21 protein-coding genes are annotated in these 23,287 nt (G+C 70.9%); 8 read left to right on the forward strand and 13 right to left on the reverse strand.

The window, feature by feature from the left end:
* The first annotated feature begins 77 nt into the window (after positions 1–77).
* A complete protein-coding gene (locus tag RS82_RS04000; RefSeq protein ID WP_245619503.1) occupies positions 78–3,176 on the forward strand; it encodes a S8 family peptidase in 3,099 nt (1,032 codons plus the stop codon).
* A 168-nt stretch (positions 3,177–3,344) separates the two neighbouring features.
* Here RS82_RS04000 and RS82_RS04005 read toward each other — a convergent pair whose 3' ends face one another.
* Positions 3,345–3,698 carry a hypothetical protein gene (locus tag RS82_RS04005; RefSeq protein ID WP_245619504.1) on the reverse strand — a complete coding sequence of 118 codons (354 nt, stop codon included), beginning with the start codon at positions 3,696–3,698 and terminating at the stop codon, positions 3,345–3,347.
* A 174-nt stretch (positions 3,699–3,872) separates the two neighbouring features.
* Complete coding sequence (locus tag RS82_RS04010) at positions 3,873–4,796, reverse strand: Bax inhibitor-1/YccA family protein (protein ID WP_045297082.1); 924 nt, start codon at positions 4,794–4,796, stop codon at positions 3,873–3,875.
* Positions 4,797–4,952: 156 nt separating this feature from the next.
* Between RS82_RS04010 and RS82_RS04015 the strand changes: the two genes are divergently transcribed.
* The 3 genes from RS82_RS04015 (at position 4,953) to RS82_RS04025 (ending at position 8,212) form a co-directional block, all read left to right on the forward strand.
* On the forward strand, positions 4,953–5,963 hold the full coding sequence (locus RS82_RS04015) for a glycerophosphodiester phosphodiesterase family protein (RefSeq protein WP_045297083.1): 1,011 nt from the start codon (positions 4,953–4,955) through the stop codon (positions 5,961–5,963).
* Positions 5,964–6,089: 126 nt separating this feature from the next.
* Positions 6,090–7,118: an ABC transporter ATP-binding protein gene (locus tag RS82_RS04020; RefSeq protein ID WP_045297174.1), complete on the forward strand. Its 1,029-nt coding sequence runs from the start codon at positions 6,090–6,092 to the stop codon at positions 7,116–7,118.
* Positions 7,115–8,212, forward strand: coding sequence for an ABC transporter permease (locus RS82_RS04025; RefSeq protein ID WP_045297085.1), 1,098 nt, complete (start codon positions 7,115–7,117; stop codon positions 8,210–8,212). The genes RS82_RS04020 and RS82_RS04025 overlap by 4 nt, the downstream gene beginning before the upstream one ends.
* 43 nt (positions 8,213–8,255) lie before the next feature.
* On the opposite strand, the gene RS82_RS04030 is transcribed toward RS82_RS04025, so the two are convergent.
* A complete protein-coding gene (locus RS82_RS04030) occupies positions 8,256–8,831 on the reverse strand; it encodes an NADPH-dependent F420 reductase (protein WP_045297086.1) in 576 nt (191 codons plus the stop codon).
* Positions 8,832–8,925: 94 nt separating this feature from the next.
* Here RS82_RS04030 and RS82_RS04035 point away from each other — a divergent pair, with 94 nt between their 5' ends.
* Positions 8,926–9,411 carry a MarR family winged helix-turn-helix transcriptional regulator gene (locus RS82_RS04035; protein ID WP_045297087.1) on the forward strand — a complete coding sequence of 162 codons (486 nt, stop codon included), beginning with the start codon at positions 8,926–8,928 and terminating at the stop codon, positions 9,409–9,411.
* A 370-nt stretch (positions 9,412–9,781) separates the two neighbouring features.
* Entirely contained in the window at positions 9,782–10,969 is a 1,188-nt protein-coding gene (locus RS82_RS04040; protein ID WP_052676682.1) for a glycosyltransferase, read from the forward strand.
* Between the two features lie 161 nt (positions 10,970–11,130).
* Here RS82_RS04040 and RS82_RS04045 read toward each other — a convergent pair whose 3' ends face one another.
* Positions 11,131–11,907: an alpha/beta fold hydrolase gene (locus RS82_RS04045; protein ID WP_045297088.1), complete on the reverse strand. Its 777-nt coding sequence runs from the start codon at positions 11,905–11,907 to the stop codon at positions 11,131–11,133.
* Between the two features lie 130 nt (positions 11,908–12,037).
* On the opposite strand from RS82_RS04045, the gene RS82_RS04050 reads away from it, so the two are divergent.
* Positions 12,038–12,355, forward strand: a complete 318-nt coding sequence (locus tag RS82_RS04050) for a hypothetical protein (protein ID WP_052676683.1) — start codon at positions 12,038–12,040, stop codon at positions 12,353–12,355.
* A gap of 12 nt (positions 12,356–12,367) precedes the next feature.
* Here the strand turns inward: RS82_RS04050 and RS82_RS04055 are convergent, their stop codons facing one another.
* From RS82_RS04055 to glnT, 8 genes are all read right to left on the reverse strand, one after another.
* Complete coding sequence (locus tag RS82_RS04055) at positions 12,368–12,961, reverse strand: helix-turn-helix domain-containing protein (protein WP_045297089.1); 594 nt, start codon at positions 12,959–12,961, stop codon at positions 12,368–12,370.
* A complete protein-coding gene (locus RS82_RS04060) occupies positions 12,958–14,196 on the reverse strand; it encodes an allantoate amidohydrolase (protein ID WP_045297090.1) in 1,239 nt (412 codons plus the stop codon). Before RS82_RS04060 ends, RS82_RS04055 begins: the two co-directional genes overlap by 4 nt.
* Before the next feature lie 137 nt (positions 14,197–14,333).
* Positions 14,334–15,467 (reverse strand): FAD-dependent oxidoreductase, encoded by a 1,134-nt coding sequence (locus RS82_RS04065; protein ID WP_045297091.1) that lies wholly within the window; start codon positions 15,465–15,467, stop codon positions 14,334–14,336.
* Positions 15,468–15,477: 10 nt separating this feature from the next.
* Positions 15,478–16,065 carry a HutD family protein gene (locus tag RS82_RS20595; RefSeq protein ID WP_052676684.1) on the reverse strand — a complete coding sequence of 196 codons (588 nt, stop codon included), beginning with the start codon at positions 16,063–16,065 and terminating at the stop codon, positions 15,478–15,480.
* Between the two features lie 4 nt (positions 16,066–16,069).
* Positions 16,070–17,395, reverse strand: a complete 1,326-nt coding sequence (locus tag RS82_RS04075) for an FMN-binding glutamate synthase family protein (protein ID WP_045297093.1) — start codon at positions 17,393–17,395, stop codon at positions 16,070–16,072.
* 27 nt (positions 17,396–17,422) lie between these two features.
* Entirely contained in the window at positions 17,423–18,124 is a 702-nt protein-coding gene (locus RS82_RS04080) for a GltB/FmdC/FwdC-like GXGXG domain-containing protein (RefSeq protein ID WP_045297094.1), read from the reverse strand.
* Complete coding sequence (locus RS82_RS04085) at positions 18,121–19,047, reverse strand: class II glutamine amidotransferase domain-containing protein (protein WP_045297096.1); 927 nt, start codon at positions 19,045–19,047, stop codon at positions 18,121–18,123. The genes RS82_RS04080 and RS82_RS04085 overlap by 4 nt, the downstream gene beginning before the upstream one ends.
* A 37-nt stretch (positions 19,048–19,084) precedes the next feature.
* Positions 19,085–20,455, reverse strand: a complete 1,371-nt coding sequence (glnT, locus tag RS82_RS04090; protein ID WP_045297098.1) for a type III glutamate--ammonia ligase — start codon at positions 20,453–20,455, stop codon at positions 19,085–19,087.
* A 268-nt stretch (positions 20,456–20,723) separates the two neighbouring features.
* Here glnT and RS82_RS04095 point away from each other — a divergent pair, with 268 nt between their 5' ends.
* The gene (locus RS82_RS04095) at positions 20,724–21,995 is read left to right on the forward strand and encodes an ammonium transporter (protein ID WP_045297100.1); all 1,272 of its coding nucleotides are present in this window, start codon (positions 20,724–20,726) and stop codon (positions 21,993–21,995) included.
* Positions 21,996–22,314: 319 nt separating this feature from the next.
* On the opposite strand, the gene RS82_RS04100 is transcribed toward RS82_RS04095, so the two are convergent.
* A complete protein-coding gene (locus RS82_RS04100; RefSeq protein WP_045297101.1) occupies positions 22,315–23,277 on the reverse strand; it encodes a LacI family DNA-binding transcriptional regulator in 963 nt (320 codons plus the stop codon).
* Positions 23,278–23,287 lie beyond the last annotated feature (10 nt).

A 23,287-nucleotide genomic window follows, 5' to 3' on the forward strand; every position in this document is an offset into this window, starting at 1 on the left:
AGCGTGCCGCCGTACCCCTCGCTGTTCCCACACACACGAGAAGGCAGGCCCCCTTGTTGCGACGTTCCCTGGCGGTGGTGAGCGCGCTCGCGCTCGCGATCGCAACCCCCACGGCGGCGATGGCCGCCGCTCCCGACGACGACCCGTCGTCGCGCTTCGAGAAATCCGACACCAAGGGACCGGTCGGCACGACCGCGCGTCCGCTGAGCGTCGGCGCCGATGGACGGGTCACCGTCATCGTCGAGATGGCGGGCGATCCGGTCGCCGTCGCCCAGGCGAAGAAGGGCAGCGATCTCAGCGCCGCCGAGCGAAAGGCCATCAAGAGCTCCCTGAAGAAGAACCAGGACGCCATCACCGGCACGATCAAGGCCAAGGACGGCCGGATCGAGGCGACGATGCAGTCCGCCTACAACGGCATCCAGATGAACATCCCCGCCGACCAGGTCGACGCCGTGGCGGCTCTGCCCAACGTCGTCGCGGTGCACGCGGTGAAGACGTACACGCTGGACAACGCCGTGTCGGTGCCCTTCCTCGGGGTGCCGCAGGTGTGGGCGAACACCGGATTCACGGGTGAGAACATCAAGGTGGCGGTGATCGACACCGGTATCGACTACACCCACGCGAACTTCGGCGGCGTCGGCACGCCAGAGGCGTACGCCGCGGCGAACGCGGCCGAAGCGCAGCCGGCCGACCCGGCGCAGTTCGGTCCGGACGCCCCGCGCATCAAGGGCGGCTGGGACTTCGTCGGCGATGCCTACAACGCCGACCCCGCCTCGGACGACTACGACCCGGTTCCGAAGCCTGACGCCAACCCGCTCGACTGCAACGGGCACGGCAGCCATGTCGCCGGCACCGCCGCGGGCAGCGGCGTCACTGCCGACGGCGAGACCTACGCGGGCCCGTACGACGAGTCCACGGCGTCCGCCGAGTGGACGATCGGCCCGGGAGTCGCACCGCAGGCAGACCTCTACGCGCTCCGCGTCTTCGGCTGCGGCGGCTCGACGGACATCGTCGTTCCGGCCATCGACTGGGCGGTCGACAACGGCATGGATGTCATCAACATGTCGCTCGGCTCGCCCTTCGGCCGCGGCGGCGACCCCGACGAGGTCGCCGCGTCGAACGCGATCGGCGCGGGAGTCGTCGTCGTGAAGTCCGCAGGCAACGAGGGCCCGAGCCCGTATCTCGCCGGCAACGGCAACGGTGTGGTCTCGGTCGCCGCCGTCGACAGCACGGCGACGTTCCCGGGCGCGCTGATCACCGTGGACGGTGTGGCGGTGCCGGCCATCAACGCGAACGGCGCGGTCCTGACCGGCCTTCCCGCCATGACGGTCGTGCGGCTCACCGACAATCCGGCGACACCGGACGAGAATGAGGCGCTCGGCTGTTCGGTGGCGGCGTACAACTACGCCGGAGTCACCGTCGGAGGCAACCAGCTCGCCGTCTCGACGCGCGGGGTGTGCGCACGCGTCGCGAAGGCGATCTTCGCCCAGCAGGCGGGTGCGGCGGCAGCGGTCATGATCAACACCTCGAACGACTACCCGCCGTTCGAGGGCGAGATCACCGAGAACCCCGACACCGGTGACGACTACACGGTCACCATCCCGTTCCTCGGCGTGCGTATGTCTGACGGCGCCAAGCTCGTCGACGATGCGGAGGCGACCGTGGCTCCGGCACCGCTGGAGAACCCCGCCTTCCGCGGGTACGCGTCGTTCAGCTCGAGCGGACCCCGCAGCGGTGACAGCGCCCTCGGCGTGGACGTCGCGGCGCCGGGTGTCTCGATCGTCTCGACCGGCGTCGGCACCGGCAACGGCCCGGCGACCATCTCGGGAACGTCGATGGCCGCTCCGCACGTGGCGGGCGTCGCGGCGCTCGCCGTCGAGGCTCACCCGGCCTGGTCGGCGGCGGAGGTCGCGTCGGTGCTCGTGTCGACCGCCGACCCCGACAAGGTCGTGGGCCAGAACCTCGTGCGCGGCGGCGTCGGCCTGGTCGATACGGCGCAGGCCGTGTCGCAGCAGGTCACCGCGACGGGCGACTCGTTCCGGACGGACGACGGCAAGCTGCGAGAGAGCGCGCTCAGCTTCGGCTTCCAGGAGACCGCGAAGACCTTCCAGGGCAAGAAGACGGTGACGCTGACGAACTACGGCAGCCAGCCCGTGACGTACAGCGTCGGCACGGAGGCAACCGCGCAGTCGGAGGCCGCGACGGTCACGGCGAGCCCGGCTCAGGTCACGGTGAAGCCCGGTCGCTCCGAGAAGGTCACTGTCGATCTCACCGCTCCGGCAACGGCGGTGGGCAGTTCCGGCGCCGGCGGGTTCGCCTTCTACGAGTTCTCCGGCGACGTCGTCCTGACGTCGGCGAGCGACACGCTGCGGGTCCCGTACCTGCTGGTGCCGCGCGCCACGACGGATGTCTCGGCGTCGGGCGACCTCAAGGTGACGAAGAAGAACAAGCCGGTCGACGGCGACGTGTCGCTCACTCTGAAGAACAACCGGGGTGCCTTCGCGGGCGACGCGGACTTCTACACGTGGGGCCTCGAAGACCGGAAGGACGCGCCCAAGTCGTTCACCGACACCGGGTACGACCTCCGCGCCGCCGGTGTGCAGTCGTTCCCCTGGGACGACGCCGGCGATCAGCTGCTCGTCTTCGCCGTGAACACGCACAACCGCTGGTCCAACGCCGCGGCGAACGAGTTCGACGTCGTCATCGACACGAACGGCGACGGAGAGCCCGACTGGATCGTGTTCTCGGCCGACGGCGGCCTCGTGACCGCCGGAGACGCCAACGGCATCTCGCAGGTGTTCGTATACGAGATCGCGACGGGCGAGGTGTCCGCGGCCGGATTCAACGCCTCGGCCCCCACCGACAGCAGCACGATCCTGCTGCCGGTGGTCGCGAGCGACCTCGGCATCACGTCGGGCGCGTTCAGCTACACCGTGGAGAGCTTCTCGTCGGTCAATGACGGCTCGGACGCGATCGACGGCACGGCGACCTACGACCCGTGGGCGCCCGCGCTGACGAACGGGCAGTTCGAGTCGGTCGCGGTCGGCGGCAAGGTCGACGTGCCCGTCACCGTGAACGGCGCCGCGTTCAGTGCGCAGAAGCCGCTCGGTGTCATGGTCGTCGTGATGGACAATGCGGCGGGCCCGGGCGAAGCGCTCCTGGTGAAGGCCAAGTAAGCACACCGCACGACACGAGGTGGCGTCCCGTCGCATGGCGGGGCGCCACCTCGTTGCGTGAACGGGAAACGGATGCTGCTGCCCCGGGGCCGCAGCTGGGCTCACGTTCCCGGAGGCTCCCGCCGACACGCCATCGTTGCCGGGGTGGGCGGCGGAACCGTCTCCGGTTCAGCGAGTGCAGAGCTTCGGAGTGTCCGTCGTGCCGAACCGGTAGTCGTAGGTCGTGCCGTCGACGGTGACGACGACCCGCATGCCGTCGACGATCGCCTGAGTGTAGGAGACGCCCGGCGACGGGCAGCCGAGGGCGCCGTTGTTCCACGTCACCGCGTGAGCGGACACGAGTTCGGGTGCACCGGTGACGCCGCGCTCGGCGAGGTCGGCGACGATCGCGTCCCAGCGCGCGGGTGGCACCGCGACGGGTTCTCCGGTCGGTGCGATCGGGCCACGCGTGGTCGTCTCGAAGGGCGTGCGCGTCGGTGTCGGCTGGGCGGGGGCCGGCTCGAGCGGCGTGGGCTCGGTCATGGGGGCTCCTCCGCATCCGGTGAGGCAGACGAGCAGCAGCGCCACCGTGCAGAAGGCCGTACGACGTCTGGCCATGCCGCTCCCTCGAATCGGCTTCAGCCTAGGCGCGACGGCGACGGAACAGAACGGCCGCCCGGAGAACCGGGCGGCCGTTCGAAAGCGAAGCGCTGGGCGTCAGTTGTTGCCGCGCGCGATCGCGAGGATGCGCAGGATCTCGAGGTACAGCCAGACGACCGTCACCATGATGCCGAACGCGCCGAGCCAGCCGAACTGACGGGGAGCGCCGTTGCGCACGCCCTGCTGGATGTTGTCGAAGTCGAGCACCAGCGAGTACGCGGCCATGATCACGACGAAAACGCCGATGAGCACGCCCCACGGGATGCCGAACAGGGGGCTCGGGTTGCTGCCGAGGCCGAACGCGCCGCCCGCGATCGGGACGTTGAAGAGCATCAGGAAGATGTTGACGAGCGAGAAGACGAGGTAGCCGACCATCGCGATCATGAAGACCTTGGTGGCGCGCTTCGACGCGCGGATCTTGCCGCTGGCGAACAGGGCGAGGGTCACGCCGACGACGGCGAGCGTCGCGAGCGTCGCCTGCACGACGATGCCCGGCCACAGGAACTCGAAGAACGCCGAGATCGCACCGACGAAGAGACCCTCGAAGGCGGCGTAGGCGAAGATGAGCGCCGGACGGATCTTCTTGCGCGACGTGAAGATCACGACCATCGCCAGCACGAAGCCGCCGAGCGCGCCGATCATCCAGGGAAGGATCGAAGGCTCGGGGTTCGTCGGGGTGACACCCGCCATCGTCCACACCCAGCCGACGGCCGCGGTGACGAGGAGGATGGCGAAGAGGCCGACGGTCTTCCAGATGGTGTCTTCGTACGACATGCGGCCGGTCTCGACGGCACCCGCGGACGGTGCCGCGTACATGCCTTCGAGCTGCGCCTGAGCCGCAGCATCCGTTCCGGCACGCTGCGCCGTCGTGAACTGCGTCTGCCCGCCCAGGCTCGCCGCCTGCGAACCGCCGGGGTAGGTCTGAACGGCCTTCGGGTCCTGGAAGGCCGGGTTGTTGAACGCGGGGTTGTTGAGGGCCACTGCTCTCACACTCCAATGTCAAGGGAATCCCAGCACGATGCTGTTGATCAACACTATCCGACCGGCCGTGACCGGGCACGGGTCGGCGCTGTGAGCTGACTATGAACGGCTGCTGTGGCCCCCGGCACCTCGGGTGCTCGTGGTTACGCTGAAACGGTGCCCCGTCGTCATCCCCTCGTGATCGGACACCGCGGTGCGCCCGGGTATCGGCCCGAGCACTCGCGCTCGTCCTACGCGCTCGCCTTCGAGATGGGCGTCGACGCTGTCGAACCCGACGTCGTGGTGTCCAAGGACGGCGTGCTCGTCGTGCGGCACGAGAACGAGATCTCGGGAACGACCGATGTGGCGACCCGGTCCGAGTTCGCCGACCGTCACGCGACGAAGTACGTGGACGGCGCCGAGCTGACCGGCTGGTTCACCGAGGACTTCACGTGGGACGAGCTGTCGACGCTGCGCTGTCGCGAGCGGATCTCGGACGTGCGGCCCGCGAGCGCGAGCTTCGACGACGAGCAGCCCGTGCTGCGGCTGCGTGACGTGCTCGACGCGGCGCGCGACGCCTCCCTCGAGTTCGGCCGCGAGATCGGCGTCGTGCTCGAGATCAAGCACGCGACGTACTTCGCGTCCATCGGGTGGGACGTCGCCGCGCTCGTCGACGCGGAGCTCCGCGAGGCGGGATGGGCGTCGGGCGAGCTGCCGCTCACCGTCGAGTCGTTCGAGTCGACGGTGCTGTTCGCGCTCCAGGAACGGGGCATCCGTGGGTCCTACGTGTACCTGCTGGAAGACGCGGGGCGTCCGTTCGACCTCTTCAGCGCACACGGCAAGGCGTCGTTGACGTACCGGCAGACCGCCGCACCCGAGGGGCTCGACGGGCTCGTCGGGCGAGTGGACGGGATCAGCGTCGACAAGCGGACCATCCTCCGCCCCGACCGGCTCGGGCGCACCGCGGGACCCTCGCGCGTGGTGGCCGACGCGCACGACCGCGGGTTGCGCGTCTTCACGTGGACGTGCCGTCCCGAGAACAGGTTCCTGATCGGTCAGTTCCGCACTCGCGGCGGCCCGGCGTCGTTCGGCGACTGGGAATCCGAGTGGGCGGTGATCCGCGAGGCCGGCGTCGACGGCGTCTTCGTCGATCACCCTGATCTCGGCGTGGAGTTCTTCCGCGCCTGAGCTCGTCGCCGGTTCCGGTGGCGCGATACGCCGGGGATCGTGGCCGGGAACACGGGTGGCTTGACACTCCCCGTCTCTTCAAGGCCCGAATGCCGGGTGCCGTGTCGCTAGGGTGGGCCCGTGAGCATGCCGAGTCCGGCCCCTCGGGCCCCCGGAATCCCCGCCGAGCCCGGCATCGTCGTCCAGGGCGTGCGGCGCTCGTTCGGCGAGGTGCAGGCCGTCCGCAACGTGACGCTGAGGGCTCACGCGGGCCGGGTGACCGGACTCGTCGGCCCGAACGGCTCGGGCAAGACCACGCTCCTGCTGATGCTCGCCTCCCTCCTGGCACCCGACGCCGGATCGATCCGCATCGACGGCGTCGACCCCGTCACCGACCCGCAGGCGGCCAGGGCGCTGCTCGGCTGGATGCCCGACGCGCTCGGCGCCTGGAACTCGCTGACGTCGCGCGAGACGCTGGCGGTCACGGCGAGGCTGTACGGGATGCCGCGGGCCGAGGCATCCGTCCGCGCCGATGCCCTCCTCGGCGAAGTCGGCCTGGTAGACCTCGCCGATGCCCCCGCGCGCGTGCTGTCGCGGGGTCAGAAGCAGCGGCTCGGACTCGCGAGAGCCCTCGTGCACGACCCGCGCGTGCTGCTGCTCGACGAGCCGGCCTCGGGTCTGGACCCGCAGGCCCGCATCGACCTTCGGCTGCTGCTGCGGCGGTTCGCCGCCGAGGGGCGCACCGTGCTGGTGTCGAGCCACATCCTGTCCGAGCTCGAAGAGGTCGTCGACGACGCCGTGTTCCTCATGGCCGGCGCAACCGTGGACCCCGCCCGCGTCGAGGCGGCCTCGCGCCGCGCGCGGCCCTGGCGAGTGCGGCTGGCGGGGGCCGAGGCATCCGTCGCCGTCGAGCAGGTGGCCGGCGCCCTGCGGATCCCCGTCGAGAACCTGGGCGTGGACCGCCGGGACGTCGTGGTGTCGTTCGAATCGGAGGATGCCGCGGCCGTGGCGCTCCGCGACCTGGTCGCCGCCGGACTCGACGTGGTGGAGTTCGCGGCGGCGCAGGGCGCGCTCGAGCGCACGTTCCTGGATCTGGGCGACGGGCGACCGCCCCAGTCGCCACCGCCATCCGAGCTCCCGGCACCGGGTGAGGACGAGAGCGAGGCGACGTCGTGAGCGGTCAGCGGCTCGGCACCATCGTCGGCCTCGAGCTGACGCAGCGCACGCGGAGCGTCGCCTGGTACGTGCTGCTCGGCGTCTTCGCCGTGCTGCTCGCGATCGTGACCGGGCTCTCGTTCCTCGCGTGGGGGTCGGCGGATCGGCCGGGCGGGGCGATCTACTCCACGATCGTCTACATCACGCTCCTGCTGGTGGTGCTCGTCTCGCCCACGCTGAGCGGGAACGCGATCAACGGCGACCGGGATGCCGCGACCCTCGCACCCGTTCAGGTCACGCTGGCGACGACCCTCGAGATCCTGATCGGCAAGTTCCTCGCCGCGTGGGTCACGGGCCTCGCGTTCGTCGCGGTGTCGGTGCCGTTCCTCGTGCTCGCGACGCTCGGGGGCGGGGGAGCGCCGGCGACGATCACGGTGTCGCTGCTGGTGCTCGTGTTCGAGGTCGGCATCATCTCGGCCATCGGCGTGGCCCTCAGCGGCATCCTGTCGCGTCCGCTGTTCTCGGTCGCCACGACGTACCTGGTCGTCGCGGCGCTCGTCGTCGGCACGCTCATCGCGTTCGCCCTCGTCGGCATGACGATGCGGTCCGAGGTGACCAGCCATTACCGCTCGATCGAGTACGAACAGTACTCCGGCGACAGCTTCCCCTGCATGCCCGGGGAGACGCCGAGCGACGAGTACCCCTGCGACGACGACATCGAGGTGCGGTGCGGCCCGTGGCAGACGTCGACCTACGACCAGCCGCGGTTCGACCAGGTGTGGTGGCTGCTCGCGGCGAACCCGTTCGTGATCCTCGCCGACGCGACGCCGACGCAGTACGACGAGTACGGCAACCCGAACGACCTGTTCGGCCAGATCAAGTTCGGCGTGCGCGCGGCTCAGCAGCCGCCGGAGCTCGAGCAGCGCTGGGACGACTGCGCGCCTCCGCTCGAAGACGAACGACCCACACCGGCTGAGGTCATCGAGCAGTCGACGCCGAGCTGGTTCGTCGGCATGACGCTGCAGCTGCTGCTCGCGGCGGGTCTGATGTGGTGGGCGTGGGCGCGGACGCGCACCCCCGCCGGTCGCCTGCCGGCGGGGACGCGCATCGCGTAGGACGGGGCTGCGGGGGCTGACCCCCGCGTCCGGTGGACCGGACTCAGCGCACGAGGGCGAGGCCGCCGGTCCAGCCGATCTGCTCGCCCACGGCGAGGGTCAGCTGAAGGAACCCGATCGACTCGAGCTCGTGCGCGCGGGCGAGCGCGCCCGCGTCGACGGCGGCGAGCCCGCCCGCGGTGATCGCGGCGATGAGGCCGGCCTTGGCATCGGCGTCGTCGCCCGCGACGAGCACCGTGGTGGTGGCGTCGCCCTCGCGGCCGCTCACGAGCGTCGCGGCGAAGTTCGTGTTGAAGGCCTTGACCACCTTCGCCTCGGGGAGCGAGGACTGCAGCTCCGCGGCCGCCGAGCTGCCGGCGGGGACGACGAGCGCGTCGAAGGTCGAGAAGTCGAGCGGGTTCGTGAGGTCGACGACCGTCTTGCCGGCGAGCTGCGGGCCGTAGGCGGCGGCGATCTGCGCGAGCGCCGCGTAGGGCACTGCCAGCACGACGATGTCGCCGTTGACGACGGCGGCGGTGTCCGCGCTGCCGATGTGCTGGATGTCGGCGCCGCCGCGGGCGAGCACACCGCTGATGGCCTGGCCCATGTTGCCGTTTCCGAAGATCGTGATCGTGGTCATGGCTGTTTTCTCCTGTCGGACGAATTGCTTGTAGCTTCAAGCATCTGAGAGAGGACAACTCGCTTGTCGCCACAACTATTCCTAGAATCGGAGAATGAACAGGCCGCGGTTCTACACGGGCGACGAGCAGGACACCTGGGTGCCGTTCGCCGCACTCCTCGAACTGCTCCCACGCGAACTCGACGCACAGCTCCTGCGTGACGAGGACCTCACGCACTTCGACTACTTCGCGCTGTCGATGCTGTCGAACTCCGACGACCACCGCCTCCAGATGAAGGAGCTCGCGTCGATGACGAATGCGACGCTCCCGCGCCTGTCGCATGTGATCTCGCGGCTCGAGGCGCGCGGCCTCGTGCACCGGGAGCGCAACGCCTCCGACGCGCGCGCGACCGACGCCGTCATCACCGCCGACGGCCGCCGCAAGGTGCTCCAGGCGACCCCGGGCCATGTCGAGACCGTGCGCTCTCTTCTGCTCGACGTGATCACGCCCGAGCAGGCGGAGCAGCTGCGGGAGATCACCGCCGCCGTGCTCGCCCGGCTCGACCCTGACGGCCGGATGGCGGCGAGCCGCCCGCGCTGAGGCGGCGCCGGTCGAGCCGCCTGCGCTGAGCCGCCTGCGCTGAGCCGCCCGCGCCGGGCCGCCGCGCTGCGCCGGGCCGCCGCGCCAAGCGTTCACATCGCGTGCTCTCACCGAGAGCACGCGTTATTCGCGTTCGGATCTCGTGATCTCGGTGAGAACACGCGATATGGACGAGGTGGAGCGCACGGACGCGCAACTCGAAGACCCCGCCTGTGTCGAGCGTTCACCGGATCCACCCCGGCCGTTCATCGACATCGAACCCCGCGGGCCCCGACGATGGATCGACCGGCACCGGCGCCGACAGTGACCGGCCGGAACAGAGGTTCCGGCGTCCGATCCGTCCCCCGTCCCTCCACCCGAGAGGTGTCACTTGACCCTTCGCGTGCTGTCCCTGTACGAAGGCTTCTTCGCCGGCGGGGCGAGGATCCTTCACTCCGATGTCGTCGCCGGGCTCCATGCCGGTGGCGAGCAGTCCCACGCGGTGCTCTCGCTGTCGGCGCAGGCGCACCGGGACGCCACCGTCCAGTTCGCCCACGACGACCCGCGCTACCGGCGGCTCGCCGCGGCGGGGGTCGAGATCACGGCGCTCGGCGGCACGGCCGGCGCGGATCCGATGCATCCGTCGTCGTTCCGCGAGCTCGACCTGCACCGCGCCGCCGACGCGGTCGCACAGGCTGACGTCGTGCTCTCGCTCAAGGAGCAGCCGCTCGGTCTGCTGCTGGCGCTGCGTGCCCACGGGATGATGCCGTCGGTGCCCGTCGCAGCCTGCCTGCACCGCTCGGATCCGACCCACTCGGGACCCGCGCTCGGGTGGCTCCGCGAGGCGGCCGAGACCGGACTGCTCACCGCCACGATCTCGTGCGCGCGCTCGACCGACGAGGCATATGCACAGCACCTCCCGTTCGGCCTCGATCGGCGGGTCGTGCCGAACGGCATCGACACCGACGTGTTCGCTCCGAACGCGGACGACGTCGTGAATGCGGCGCTGCGCGCGAGCCTGGGCATTCCGCTCGACGCTCCCGTGGTGCTCCTGGCCGCCCGGTTCGATGCGATGAAGGACCCGGGGCTGTTCCTCGACGCGGCCGCACGGCACGCCGCAGCGCGGCCGGATGCGCACTACGTGCTGTGCGGAGCGGGCATGACCCAGGACAACGCGGGCTTCGCTTCGCTGATGGATGCCGCGACCTCGGCCGATCGCGTGCACGCTCTGGGTATCCGCAGCGACATGGCGGCGCTCTACCGGATCGCCGACATCGTCGCTCTCACCAGTGCGTTCGGGGAGGCATCGCCGCTGTGCCTGCTCGAGGGGGCGGCGTCGGGTGCGACGCCGGTGACCACCGACGTCGGCGATGCGGCGCGGAGCATCCAAGGACTCGGGCTCGTGACGCCGCGCGATCCCGACGCCATCGCAGCCGCCTGGGAGGCTGTGTTGCACGATCGGGCCGGTTACCGCGAAGCGGCGCTCGCTGCCCGCCCGAGGCTGTCGCGCGGCCGGATGGTCGACGAGTATCGACTGGCGATCCAGAGCCTGGCCGAGCGCCGCCGCCTCGCGGCCTGACGGGAAGGTCTGCGGGGCCGAGGCGTCCGCGGCCGAGGCGTGCGGGGCCGAGGCGTGCGGGGCGCTCGGGGCGTCTCGTCTCTGCGTTTCGACTCGGAAGCTCGCTCTTCGACCGCGTTCCCCGCTCGCTCAACGAGCAAAACCAGGACCCGCAGCGGCATCTACACGAGGCGCTCGCGCACCACGCGTGCCGTCGCTGCGGGGTCGGGGCGATGCATGACGGACTCCGGCACGACGACGAGTCCGGCGCCGTCGATCTCGTCGGACAGGCGGTCGGCGGCGGTGATCAGCATCGGAAAGGTCTGGGCTCCGCGCAGCACGGTGACCGGAGCGGCGACCGAGAGCATCTCGGCGCTCGGGCTCGACGCCACGCGCACCAGGTTGGTGTCGTACACCGTGGACTGGGCCAGGGGGACCAGCGTCGCGAACTGGTCGCTCGCGCGGATGCCCTCGACCATCTCGCGCGGAAGGCCGACGCCCTCGAGCTGGAACGTCACGATCGCCTCGTCGGACCGACCTGCGTCGACGAGCGCCTGCAAACGGTCGGCGAGGTCGTCGGCCGGCTCGTCGACGCCGAAGCGCAGCGGCGGCTCCGACAGGAACAGCGCCCGCACCGCGACGCCGCGCGACGCCGCGAACAGCGCCAGCATCGCGCCCGACGAGTGCCCGAGCACGGCCGCATCGCCGCCGACCGCCGCGATCACGGCCGCCAGGTCTTCGACCTCCCGCTCCGGCGTGGAATCTCGCGCGTCTCCGCTCGAGCCGCGCGCGCGACGGTCCCATGTGACGGCTCGGAAGCCGGCATCAGCCAGAGCCCCGGCCAGTCCCGCAGCGTCGGCGGCCGTCGACATGGCGCCATTCACGATGACGACGGTCGGGCCCTCCCCGGTCCCGTCGTAGGCGATGGGGGTTCCGTCTGCGGAGGTCACGGTCTTCATGGGCGTCAGCCAACCACGGGCGTCCGACATGCGACAGGGGCGCAGCATCCGTCTTCCGCATCTCATGCATGCATCGGCATCGGTGTCAACCACATGGGCGGGAGGGGCGAGCGAAGCGCACCCTCGGTGCATGAAGCACGTGACGTACGCAGACAAGGCGCTCTTCCTCGATGACGAGTCCGCCGACTGGCTCATGGAGTACGCGCGCGCACTGGGCGTGGCCGGGATGACCGATTCGATCTCGCTGCGCGTGATCGGCGTGGACGGGAACGAGGTCGACGCGACGTTCCTGCTGAACCCGAACACCGAGCTGGTCACGCAGACCACCCGGAATTCTCTCGACGCTCCGAAGAACGACGCAGCCGTCGGCTACATGCAGGAGCGCACGCGTCTCATCGTGGCGCCGCCGCCCGCGCGCATGGTCGACGACCCCTTCGACATCGTGTGAGCCCTCGCCGGCTCAGCGCGACCGGATCGCGAGGAACCGGATCGGCACCTCGATGAGTTCGACGGGGCCGTGCGCGGCCTCGCCGTCGAGGAGCAGCGCATCGCCGGGCTCCATCTCGTACTCGTAGCCGCCGTGCCCGTAGGTCATGCGCCCCTCGAGCATGTAGAGGAACTCGGTGCCCGGGTGCTGGAAGAGCGGGAACACGTTCGACGCGTCGGTGAGCGTCACGAGCGTGGGCTCGAGCGCGTTCGGGGTGTCTTTCAGCACTCCGAGCATGCGATACAGGTGACCGTGCTGCGTGCCGCTGCGGACGCTGACGCTGCCCGCGCCGGCCTTGGTGAACGACGCCTCGCGATCGCTCGCAGACCCGCGGAACAGCGCGGTGACCGGGATGCCGAACCCGTCGGCCAGTCGCTGCAGCGTCGTGAGCGAGCACGAGGTCGTCGCCGACTCGATCTTCGAGATCATCGCCTTCGACAGGCCGGTGCGCGCCGCGAGATCGGCAGCCGAGATGCCCTGCTCGGCGCGGTAGCGCCGCACCTGCTGGGCGATGATCGGCTCGAGCACGCCACCCGCGCCGTCTGCTCCGGGGGTCGCGGCACTCACCTCGCCATCATATGGCGGGTGTCTGCGGCGGCGGCCTCGGCGCCCGGCGCAGCGAGGCCCTGCAGCACATCGGCCAGTGCGACAGCGCCGACTTCGGCATCCGCGTCCTCCACCAGCTCCTCGGGGGAGTGCGAGATGCCGGTCGGGTTGCGGACGAACAGCATCGCGGTGGGGACGGATGCCGCGAGGACACCCGCGTCGTGGCCGGCACCGGTGCCGAGCTCGGGGGCGTCGACGAGCGCGGTTCGCAGCGCCTCGCGCAGGCCGAGGTCGAAGTCGACGGTCGGGCTCAGGGACTCCTCGCGGACCTCGGCGCGGCAGCCCTCGTCGGCGGCGGCCGCGAGGACGCGGTCGCGGGCCTGGGACACGAGCGCGGCGGTGACGAGATCGTCGGGGTGTCGGATGTCGATCCAGAACCGGACCTGCGACGCGATGACGTTCGTGCCGCCCGGCACCGGCTCGAGCCGGCCGATCGTCGCCCGGGCGTCGGGCGTGCGACGGGCGAGGTCGCGGATCTCGACGATCATGCGGGCGGCGGCGACCATCGGGTCGCGCCGGTCGTCCATGAGGGTCGTGCCGGCGTGGTTGCCCTGGCCGTCGACGGTCACCCGCCATCGGCCGTGCCCGAGGATCGATGAGGCGATCGCGACGGGACGGTCGAGGTCGATGAGGCCTCGCCCCTGCTCGACGTGGAGCTCGACGAAGGACGATATCCGCGCGAGCCGCCCGGGATCGGGGCCGATGTGCGCCGGGTCGAGACCGTCGCGCCGCGCGACCTCGGCGAAGGTGTCGCCCTCGCGGTCGGTGAGCGCCAGCGCGCGCTCGGGGCTGATGGCCCCGGCCATCAGACGCGAGCCCAGGCATGCGACGCCGAACCGCGACCCCTCCTCCTCGGGGAAGACGGCGATGCCGATCGGGCGGTCGGGAACGACCGAGCGCTCGCGCAGCAGATCGACGGCGGCGAGAGCGGATGCCACGCCCAGCGGTCCGTCGTAACCGCCCCCGCCGGGTACCGAGTCGAGATGGCTGCCCGTGATCACGGCGTCTGCGGTGCTGCCGCCCGGGTTCCACCACCCCCACATCGTGCCGTTGCAGTCGCGCTCGACGTCGAGTCCCCGGGCCTCCGCGTGGCCGGTGAACCACTCGCGGAGCTCGCGGTCGGCATCCGAGTATCCGGCACGACTGAAGCCGCCCCGCGCCGGATCCGCGCCGACGGCCGCGATCTCGCGCAGCATCCCCGCGACGCTCCCGCGCCCGCCCGCGGCGCCATATCGCTGCTCCGCAGTCACCTTTGGCGCTCGGGCCCTCAGGGCACGCGCCGAAAGCGACTGCGGAGCATCGGGGGAGTCCGGGGTGGGGACCGCGGGCGCGCTCATGCGCCGGCCAGGGCGGCGAGCGGGCGGAACCGCGCGACCCCCGAGTCGGAGCCCGTGACGAGGCGCGCGGCGAGCTCACCGAGCAGCGGCGCGAACTTGGCGCCGTGGCCGGAGCAGGGCGAGAGGATGGTCACGCCGCCGACGCGGTCGATGATGAACTCGTCGGCCGGTGCGTTCGTGAACAGGCACGTCGTCTCGGCGTACGGCTCGGGCACGAGGCCGGGCAGCGCCTCGGCGACGTACGAGACGAGCCTCTCGCGCCGCGCCGGATCGACGATGCGGTCGTGCTCGAGCGCCGAGCCGATGACGCGGCCGCCGTTGTACTCGGCGACCTTCTGCCCGCGGAAGTCGGCGTCGCGTCCGCCCGGCAGTCCGTATACCTGGATGTCGGCGCGCTTGTTGATGAAGGTCGGCCACGCCGCCTCCGGGTCGCGGTGGGGGAAGTGCAGCGCCTGCTCCTGCCGCACCTCGAGCCTCGGGAACGCGTCGAGCGCCTCCTGCGGCAGGCCCAGACCGCCGAGCAGTGCCGGCAGCCAGCCGCCTGCCGCCACGACGACCTGCGACGCCATGACGACGTCGCCCGCCTCCGACTCGACGAGGTAGTCGTCGCCGTGGGGGAGCACGCGGGCGGCGGCCCAGTCCTGCCGCAGTTCGGCCCCTGCGGCGACCGCGAGACCGACCATCGCTCTCACCGCCTCCTCGGCGTCGATGACGCCCGCGCTCTCGTGCCACAGCACCGGACCGTCGAACGCCAACCCCGTCCAGCGCGCCGAGGCCCCGGCAGCGGTGAGCAGCTCATGCGGGATGTCCGCGTCCGCGAGCACCGCCGCGAGCGCCGCCGGATCACGCGTCGCGCCGTAGTCCAGCGAGCCGGTCGGGGTGATGAGGCGCTCGCCGCGGAGGTCTTCGAGCTCGTCCCAGCCGCGCCGTGCCTCGATCATGAGCCCCGTGTAGAACGGGTCCGGGTACGTGTACCGCAGGATGCGCGCCGAGCCGTGGGAGCTGCCCCATTCGCCGGCGGGAACGCTGCGCTCGAGGATGACGACCTCATGCCCGCGACGGGCGAGCTGCCACGCCGTGGCGGCGCCCGCCAGGCCGGCGCCGATGATCGCGATCGGGTGAGTGGACATTCAAGGCCTTTCAGGTGTGCGGCTCGTCGCCGGACGGGGTGAGATCGAATCGCGCGATGAGCGCGGACTCGCAGCGGATGCGGCGCTCGCGCGGGCTCTGCAGCAGCGCACTGCCGGGCGGGAGCGGAAGGTCGTCGACCGTCGCCGCTCCCGCCAGCAGCACGGTGAGGGTCGCCGCCGGATCGACGAGCACCGTGCCGCGGTGCAGTTCGACGCGGTACGCGGGTGCAGCGAGCCCGCGCTTGACCATGAGGTTCACGACCGAGACGCCGCCGCGATCCGCGGTCGCCACGACGCGGGCTTCACCACGGAAACGGATGCCGCGTTCCCGCGTCACCCGTCGCTCGACGCCGTCGACCACCAGGGTGACCGTCGGCGCACTCAGTGGTATGAGCACGCGGTCGACGCCGGGGAACGCCGAGAACGGCATCCGTCCCCGCAGCTCCGCGATGCTCAGCCGCCACGCGAGGCGCTTCGCGAGCACCCGCGTGACGCCGAGGCCGTTCGCCCACGACTCCGGCGAGGCGTCGGCGGGGGTGACGACATCCAGGTCGGCCAAGCCGGCAAGACCAGCCAGTGCGCCCAGGTCGGGGGACATGGCGTCAGCTGCGTCCGGGGATCCAGGACGTGCCGGCCAGGGGCACCCCTGCCATCGCTGCCGACTCGACGGTCAGCGCGACCAGGTCCTCGGGCTCGAGGTTGCGCACGTGCGACTTGCCGCACGCGCGAGCGATCGTCTGCGCCTCGAGCGTGAGCACGCGGAGGTAGTTCGCCAGCCGCCGGCCGGCCGCGACCGGGTCGAGACGCGACGACAGCTCCGGATCCTGCGTGGAGATGCCGGCGGGATCGCGTCCGTCCTGGAAGTCGTCGTAGAAGCCCGCGGCCGAGCCGAGCTTCGCGTACTCGTCGGCGTAGCGGGGGTCGTTGTCGCCGAGGGCGATCAGCGCGGCGGTGCCGATGGCGACGGCATCCGCTCCCAGCGCCAGCGCCTTCGCCACGTCGGCACCCGTGCGGATACCGCCCGACACGATCAGCTGGACGCCGGTGCGGTGCACGCCGAGCTCCTGCAGCGCCTGGACGGCGGGTCCGATCGCCGCGAGCGTCGGGATGCCGACGTGCTCGATGAACACCTGCTGCGTCGCGGCGGTGCCGCCCTGCATGCCGTCGAGCACGACGACGTCGGCGCCCGCCTTCACCGCGAGGGCGGTGTCGTAGTAGGGCCGCGAGGCGCCGATCTTGACGTAGATGGGCTTGCGCCAGTCGGTGATCTCGCGGATCTCGGCGATCTTGATGGTGAGGTCGTCGGGCCCGGTCCAGTCGGGGTGGCGGCTCGCGGAGCGCTGGTCGATCCCGACCGGGAGCGTGCGCATGCCGGCCACCCGCTCGGTGATCTTCTGGCCGAGCAGCATTCCGCCGCCGCCGGGCTTCGCGCCCTGGCCGAGCACGATCTCGATCGCGTCGGCCTTGCGGAGGTCGTCGGGGTTCATGCCGTAGCGCGACGGCAGGTACTGGTAGACGAGCGTCTTGGACTGGCCGCGCTCCTCGGGCGTCATGCCGCCGTCGCCGGTGGTCGTCGAGGTGCCGGCCTCGCTCGCGCCCCGGCCGAGGGCCTCCTTCGCGTTGGCCGAAAGGGCGCCGAAGCTCATGCCGGCGATCGTCACCGGGATGTCGAGGTGGATCGGCTCGAGCGCGTTGCGGGCGCCGAGGGTCACATCGGTCGCGCACTTCTCGCGGTAGCCCTCGAGGGGGTAGCGGGACATGCTCGCCCCGAGGAACAGCAGGTCGTCGAAGTGGGGGAGTGCGCGCTTCGCGCCCCACCCGCGGATGTCGTAGATGCCGGTGTCGGCGGCGCGCTGGATGTCGGCGATGGTGGCACGGTCGAAGGTCGCGGATTCGCGGAGGCCGAGCGCGGCGAGATCTTGGTTCATGGTGGGTGCTCCAGGTGTGGCGATGGGTCAGTACGAGCCGGCGTTGTCGACCTTGAAGTGGTAGAGGTTTCGCGCCGAGCCGTAGCGGCGGAACTCCTCGGGGCGCTCGCTGCGCCCGGCACGTTCGAGCAGCTCGGCCAGCTCGGCGAGGTGCTCGGGCCGCACCTGCTTCTCGACGCAGTCGGCGCCGAGGGAGGCGACCTCGCCGCGCACGTAGATGCGCGCCTCGTAGATCGAGTCGCCGAGCGCCTCGCCGGCGTCGCCGCACACGACGAGTCGGCCGGCCTGCGCCATGAAGGCGGACGCGTGGCCGATGCTGCCTCCCACGACGATGTCGACGCCCTTCATCGAGATGCCGCAGCGGGCGCCGGTGTTGCCGTCGACGATCACGAGACCGCCGTGCCCGGTCGCAGCGGTCGACTGCGAGGCATCCCCGGTGACGTGCACGACGCCCGACATGATGTTCTCGGCGAGTCCGACGCCGGCGCTGCCGTGCACGGTCGCGGTCCCGGTCTGGTGCATGCCGGCGAAGTAGTAGCCGACGTTGCCCTCGACGGTCACGTCGATGTCGGCGCTGATGCCGACGGCGATGTTGTGGCTGCCGACCGGGGATTCGACGACCCACGAGGTGCCGTCGGCGGCGTCATGCAGCAGCTGGTTCAGCTCGCGCACGCTCGAGTCGGCGAGGTCGATCGTGGTCGTGGCGACGGCGGGGGCGATGAGGGTCATCGGGCTGCTCCTTCCAGGACGGGCGCGAGCGCCCAGGTGTAGACGACGCCGGGCGACGGCTCGAAGATGCGGGCATCCTCGATGCCCGGCAGGCCCGCGAGGGCGCGGTACTCCGACGCCATCGCGATCCAGTCGTCGGTCTCGGCGATGATCGCCGGCTTGCAGGCGATGGGGTCGCGGACGACCGCCATGCTGTCGGCGGTGGTGACGACCAGCGTGTAGAACCCGTCGAACACGCCCTGCAGTGCCTTGAGAGCGGTCTCGAGGTCGTCGCCCTGGCCCATACGCCAGGCGATGAAGCGGGCCGCGACCTCGGAGTCGTTCTCGCTGTCGAACTCGACGCCCTCGGCGCGCAGCCGGCGGCGGATCGAGGCGTGGTTGCTGAACGAGCCGTTGTGCACGAGGCAGAGGTCCTCGGCGACGGTGAACGGGTGCGCGCCCACGGCGGTGACCGCCGACTCTGTGGCCATGCGGGTGTGCGACAGCGCCTGGGTGCCGCTGATCTCGGTGAGCCGGTACACGTCGGCGAGCTCGACGGGGTGGCCGACGCCCTTCAGCACCGCCACGTTCGAGCCGCGCCCGATGATGCTCTCCCCGGGAAGTGCGGCGCGCACGGCTGCCTCCAACACGGATGCCGGGGCCCCGGCATTCACGAGCACGGACTCGGCGTACGCCACCACCGTCGGCTCCGCTCCGTCCGGCAGGCTCGCGCGGAGGTCCGCCGCGAGGGCGGCGGGGTCGGCATCCGTGATCACGGTGATCGCCGACGATCCTTCGGGAGTCAGCCGATCCGAGCCGTACAGGGCGAGGCCCGCCGAGTCGGGCCCCCGCTCGACGATCTCGCACAGCATGCCGTGCATGAGGCCGCCGAGCTCGCCGCGCAGCGCGGGGTTGCGAATCTGCAGTGCAGCGATTCCGCACATGGGTGGTTCCTTTCGTTCGTAACGGATGCCGCGGCGCTCAGTACGCCGTGAGGTAGCGGTCGAGCTCCCACTCGGTGACGGTGTTGTGCCAGCCGAGGAATTCGTCCTCCTTGGCGTCGGCGAAGTAGTCGCCGACCCCGTGGCCGCCCTCGTCGATCGCTTCGCGCAGCACGGCGTCGTCGCGGAGCGACTGCACGGCGTGGAGGAGGGTGCGGGGGAGCACGGCCGAGTTCTCGCGGAACTCGCCCGGTCCGCACGGGTCGCCGGGGTCGGCCGCGCGCTCGATGCCGTCGAGACCGGCGTGCACCACGGCCGCCAGCGCGAGGTACGGGTTGGCCGAGCCGTCAGCAGCGCGCAGTTCGATGCGGTTCGCATCGGGCACGCGGATGAAGTGCGTGCGGTCGTTTCCGCCGTAGGTCGCGTGCTTGGGCGACCAGGTCGCGCCCGACGCGCTCGTCGTCGCACCCCGGCGCTTGTAGGAGTTGACGCTCGGCGCGAGGAACAGCTGCAGCCCCGGTGCGTGGTCGAGCATGCCCGCGACGAAGGAGTACGCCACTTCCGAGAGCCCGAGGCCGCGCTCGTCCGCCGGGGAGGGGAACACCGGTGCGTCGTCGTCGTTCCACAGCGACAGGTGGAAGTGCAGTCCGTTGCCGGCGCGGTCGCTGAACGGCTTCGGCATGAACGTCGCGGTCATGCCGCGCTGCTCGGCGAGCATGCCGATGAGGTAGCGCAGCGTGATGACGCGGTCGGCCGTCACGAGGGCCTCGTCGTATCTGAAGTTCTGCTCGAACTGGCCCGGCGCGTCTTCATGGTCGTTGGCGTAGTTGCCCCAGCCGAGCGCGTTCATCGCGTCGCTGACGGCAGCGAGGTGGTCGTACATGCGGGTGACGCCGCGGGCGTCGTAGCAGGAGCGCAGGCCCTCGTCCTTGGAGTCGGCCGCCGTCAGCGTGCCGTCTTCGGAGCGGTCGACGAGGAAGTACTCGACCTCGGCGCCGACCTTGGCCGACAGGCCCCGCTCGGCCAGTCGTGCGAGCGCACGCTTGAGGATCACCCGCGGCGCGTACGGCCACGGTTCGCCGTCGACGTACGGGTCGCAGTGCACGATCGCGAGCCCCTCGCGCACGAACGGGATCGGCGCGTACGAGTCGAGGTCGGGGACCGCGATGAGGTCGGCGTCGTGCGGGCGCTGGCCGATGAGACCCGCGGCGAAGCCCGCGAAGCCGAGCTCGCCGCCCTCGAGCTCGTCGGCGGCGGAGACGGGGACGAGCTTGGCGCAGGGCTTGCCGTTCAGGTCGACGAACACGGCGAGGATGAAGCGGACATCGTCCGCCAGCGCGCGAGCGCGCAGCGACTGCGGTGCGGCGGGGAGGGTGACGACGTCACCCCCGGCGAAGGCGGGAAGGGTCATGGCGGTTCTCCTCGGGTCGAGTTGACTGTTGGTGAAGTTTGTTGATTGAGAGTAACAACTAGCCCGCGCACTGCAGGTGTCATCGATGTTTCCGGCACGTAAAACCGGCCTCGCTCGATGTCACGCAAGGTTCATGAGGTAGAAATCGCCGCTGAGTTGCGCGTGGTGAAAATGGGTTGCACGGCAGTGGTCTGCCGGCAGGCGCAGATCACAGGTGCACCGCAACCCGGCGGTCCCTCCCGCGGCCGCCTGCAGAGAGGCTCGCGTCATGGATCAGGGAAACACCACATTCATCCTGCTGTCGGCAGCACTCGTGCTGCTGATGGCGCCCGGTCTGGCCTTCTTCTACGGAGGTCTCGTCAAAGCGAAGAGCGTCATCAGCATGATGATGATGACGTTCGGCGCGGCCGGGCTCATCGGCGTCTTGTGGGTGATCTACGGCTACGCGATCGCCTTCCCCGGCTCTGACGGACTCGTCGCGCCGTGGGCGATCGACTGGTCGGCAGTCGGGCTCGAGAGCCTCATCGAGGTGCCCGAGGGCGCGGCCTACCCGCCCATGGCGTTCGTCGCCTTCCAGGCGACGTTCGCGATCATCACCGTCGCCCTGATCTCCGGAGCGATCGCCGACCGCGCGAAGTTCGGATCATGGATGCTGTTCGCCGGCGTGTGGGCGACGGTCGTGTACTTCCCGGTCGCCAGCTGGGTGTTCAACTTCGGTCTCGCCGAGGACGGCAGCTTCGCCTACGGCGGCTGGATCACGTATGGACTCCAGGAGGTCTTCGGGGTCGGCGTGATCGACTTCGCCGGTGGCACCGCGGTGCACATCAACGCCGGTGCGGCGGCGCTCGCCCTCGCGCTCGTGCTCGGCAAGCGCGTCGGGTTCAAGAAGGGCGTCCACGTGCCCCACAACCCGCCGTTCGTGCTCCTCGGCGCAGGTCTGCTGTGGTTCGGCTGGTTCGGCTTCAACGGCGGTTCGGAGCTCGCCGCCGACGGCACCGCCGCCCTCGTCTACGTCAACACGATCGCCGCGACGGCCGCAGCACTCCTGGCCTGGCTCGTCGTCGAGAAGCTCAAGGACGGCAAGCCGACGTCGGTCGGCGCCGCGTCGGGCGCCGTCGCGGGTCTCGTCGCGATCACCCCCGCGTGCGCCGCGCTCACGCCGATCTGGGCGATCGTGCTCGGCCTCGTCGCCGGCGCGCTCTGCGCCCTGGCGATCGAGCTCAAGTACAAGTGGGGCTTCGACGACTCGCTCGACGTGGTGGGCATCCACCTCGTCGGTGGCCTCATCGGCACGCTATACCTCGGCTTCTTCGCCACCGGCACAGGTCTCTTCATGGGCGGTGACGGCACGCAGCTCATCGTCCAGGCGATCGCCGCGTTCGCGGTGCTGGGCTACTCGCTGATCCTCACCCTCGTCATCGGCTTCGCGATCGACAAGACCCTCGGGTTCCGCGTCAAGAGCGAGGACGAGGTCGCCGGCCTCGACCTCGCCGAGCACGGCGAGACGGGCTACGTGCTGGACGAGAAGCAGCCGGCCTGACGCCGGCGCCGGGGCGCAGCATCCGTCCCCGGCTCGCGGGTATCGCGAGAGGGCAGGCTCCTGCACGCCACGGCGTGCGGGAACCTGCCCTCTCGCGTGTGCTCGGCGTGGTCGGGCGATCGCGCACGGCGACGTCTGGCCGCCGCTGTCGGGGGGCACAGGATCGGAGTCTTTCGGCGACACGCCGGTGACGGATGGGCCGGGTCGGCGCGTCGCACCGACGCTCCGATTCTGTGCGGCGCGGGGCGGGAGGTCAGCGGGCCAGGCGGTGGCAGCGGTGGATCACGACGGATGCGCTACGCTCCCGCGGAGGCCGGCCTCACGCGGCCGGGGCTGCCGTCGAGCCGCGAACGATCAGCTGCGAGTTGAGAACCACCGCCTCCTCCGGCGGGGTGCCGGCCATCGTCTGCAGGAGGAGGTCGACGGCGAGGGCCCCGCTTCTGCCGATCGGCATCCGCACCGTGGTCAGTCCCGGCGTCACGGCACCTGCCATCTCGATGTCGTCGATGCCGACGATGCTGATGTCGTCGGGGCACGACCGGCCGAGGTCCGACATGCCTGCTTCGACTCCGAGCGCCACGAGGTCGTTGTACGCGATCACCGCGGTGGCGCCGCTCGCGGCCGCAGGTGCCGCCGCAGCGCGTCCGCCCTGGATGGATGCGGCGTGGTGGCTGAGCCGGGTGAGACGGATGCCGAAGCTCTCGCACGCCCGCGCGACCGTGTCCGATCGGCGGCTGTCTGCCCACGAGCCGAGAGGCCCGGCGGCGTAGGCGATGTGCCGGTGGCCGAGTGCGGCCAGATGTTCCACCGCCTGCCGGGGCCCGTGCTCGGCGTCCATCAGCACGCACGGAGCGCCCTCGAGCAGCCGGTTGATCACGACGTACGGCGTCTCGCCGACGAGGGCCAGCACGTCTTCGTCGGGCAGGCGCGGGGAGCACAGCAGCATGCCGTCGAGCTTGCGCGCGCGCTCGATCTGCTCCCGCTCGCGCCGGAGGTCCTCGTCCGCGTCGAAGAGCACGATCCGATGGCGGCCGTGCCAGGCCTGACCCTCGATCGCCTTGAGGAGGGTGGCGTACACGGGGTTCGCCACGTCGGGGACGATGACGCCGATCGTGCGCGTGGTCGTCGCGGCCTGCGGAGTCGCGTACCCGAGGTCGCTCGCGGCGCGGAGCACACGTTCCCGCGTCGCGACCGCGAGGCGGTCGGGCTCCCCGAATGCGCGCGAGGCCGTCGCGACAGAAACCCCCGCGCGCCGAGCCACGTCGGTCAATGTCGCCGTCATCCCGCGTTCC

Origin of the sequence: Microbacterium trichothecenolyticum (assembly GCF_000956465.1) — a bacterium.
Classification (GTDB): domain Bacteria; phylum Actinomycetota; class Actinomycetes; order Actinomycetales; family Microbacteriaceae; genus Microbacterium; species Microbacterium trichothecenolyticum.